This window comes from Hydrogenophaga atypica, assembly GCF_042665215.1.
Classification (GTDB): Bacteria; Pseudomonadota; Gammaproteobacteria; order Burkholderiales; family Burkholderiaceae_C; genus Hydrogenophaga; species Hydrogenophaga defluvii_A.
Genome location: NZ_JBHTCA010000072.1, coordinates 1 through 1,403, shown reverse-complemented (window position 1 = coordinate 1,403; position 1,403 = coordinate 1). Strand labels below are relative to the sequence as shown.

Below are 1,403 nucleotides of genomic sequence, written 5' to 3'. Positions count from 1 at the left end.
TGTCAGCAGCAAATAGAACTGTCCGGTTTTGTAGCAAGTAGATTGTCCGCTTTGACGTGATGTGATGGTGCTGGCAGCCAAGCTGCGAAGGGCGCAGCCCGAAGCGGCTTGGCTGCCAGCACGCGATGTGTCAAGGCGAGCTCATGCGGCCAGCCACTGCACCTCCTTGTCCCGCGTTGGTTTGCCTTGGGCATCGAAGCTTGCCAGCTTGCGAGGACCATGAAAGATCGCCAGCGTGGCGTCCACATAGCGGTGCACGCGCACCCGGGTGCGCACGTAGTGGTAGCGGAACTCATCGGCCGCAATCTGCAGGCTCAGACCTGCAAACGCCACGCAGTTGTCATTGCCCACGGTGCGCTCGTGCTGTTCACACAAGATGTCGGGCAGGCTGCCGCTGATGAAGGGCACATAGGCCGAGCCCGGCAACGTGCTGGGCACACCAAATTCGGCGTTGTGGCTGGCTCGGTAGACCTCCTCCAGGTAGCGGTTGGCGTCCTCCATGTCGGTGATCCCAGCCCGGGCCAACTCCTGTGGCAGACGCCCCTGGTGGGTCTGGAACGCCCGCTCGCTTCTGCCGCGCGCCTCGGGCGAGTAGGCCGCAATGTGCTCGATGCCGAGTTGCTTGAGCGCGCGCCCGACCTCGGTCAGATGGGCCTTGTCAACCTTGCCGCCTGCTTCGGGCGTGGTGAAGTAGTGGCTGCCCCGGTCGGTGTACAGGCTGGCAAAGAGACCATAGCGTGCGATCGTCTGGCCGATGCCGTGAAAGCTCGACGCCGTGCCCTCCTGGTGACAGAAGAACATGCTGGTGTGCTCGCCCGTGGCGTCATCCAGGGTCACCACCAAGTCCCAGACGTGGGCGGGCACCCAGCGGTGGGTGCTGGCGTCCTGGTGCATGAGCATGCCCGCCAGCGGGGCCCGTTCGCGCTTGATGCGGTGGGTGCCCCGGCGCTTGGAGGCTTTGACCACCCCAGCGCCCTGCAGCACGCTCTTGAGCCAGCTGTAGCTGCGCGCACCGCCACACTCGACTTTGTACTTGGTGTGAAAGTGCGCCACGTTCCAGCCAGCAAACCCGCTTTTGTACAGCGCCACCACGTGGTCGACTTCGGCGTCACTGGCGCGGCGTTTGGAGATCTGGCTGAGCCGTTTGTCCAACAGCCCGTCCAGACCGTCGGCTTGGTAGCGCTCGATGTGGCGGCGAAAGCTGCGTTCGCACTGCCCCAGCAGCAAGGCCGCTTCGGCCTGGGTCAGTCGCCCTTGTGCCCAGCCTTCCAAGGCTTCTGTGAATCTCATCTTCCGGTTCTCCTGCATGTAGCGGGCCCGGCTCATGGGGGCGTGTTGCATCGCTCCTCCACAAACCGGACAGATTACTTGCTACGAACCGGACAACTCATTTGCTGCTGACA

The 1,403-nt window shown here is 63.5% G+C and carries 1 protein-coding gene; it reads right to left on the bottom strand.

Features of this window, described 5'->3' with window-relative positions; translation table 11 throughout:
- Positions 1-141: 141 nt before the first annotated feature.
- Entirely contained in the window at positions 142-1,290 is a 1,149-nt protein-coding gene (locus tag ACFQPB_RS23810; RefSeq protein ID WP_382228901.1) for an ISNCY family transposase, read from the bottom strand.
- Positions 1,291-1,403 lie beyond the last annotated feature (113 nt).

What these genes read in the sequence shown, in the direction of transcription:
- ACFQPB_RS23810 (WP_382228901.1), bottom strand. Translation starts at nt 1,290, where the DNA reads ATGAGATTCACAGAAGCCTTGGAAGGCTGGGCACAAGGGCGACTGACC.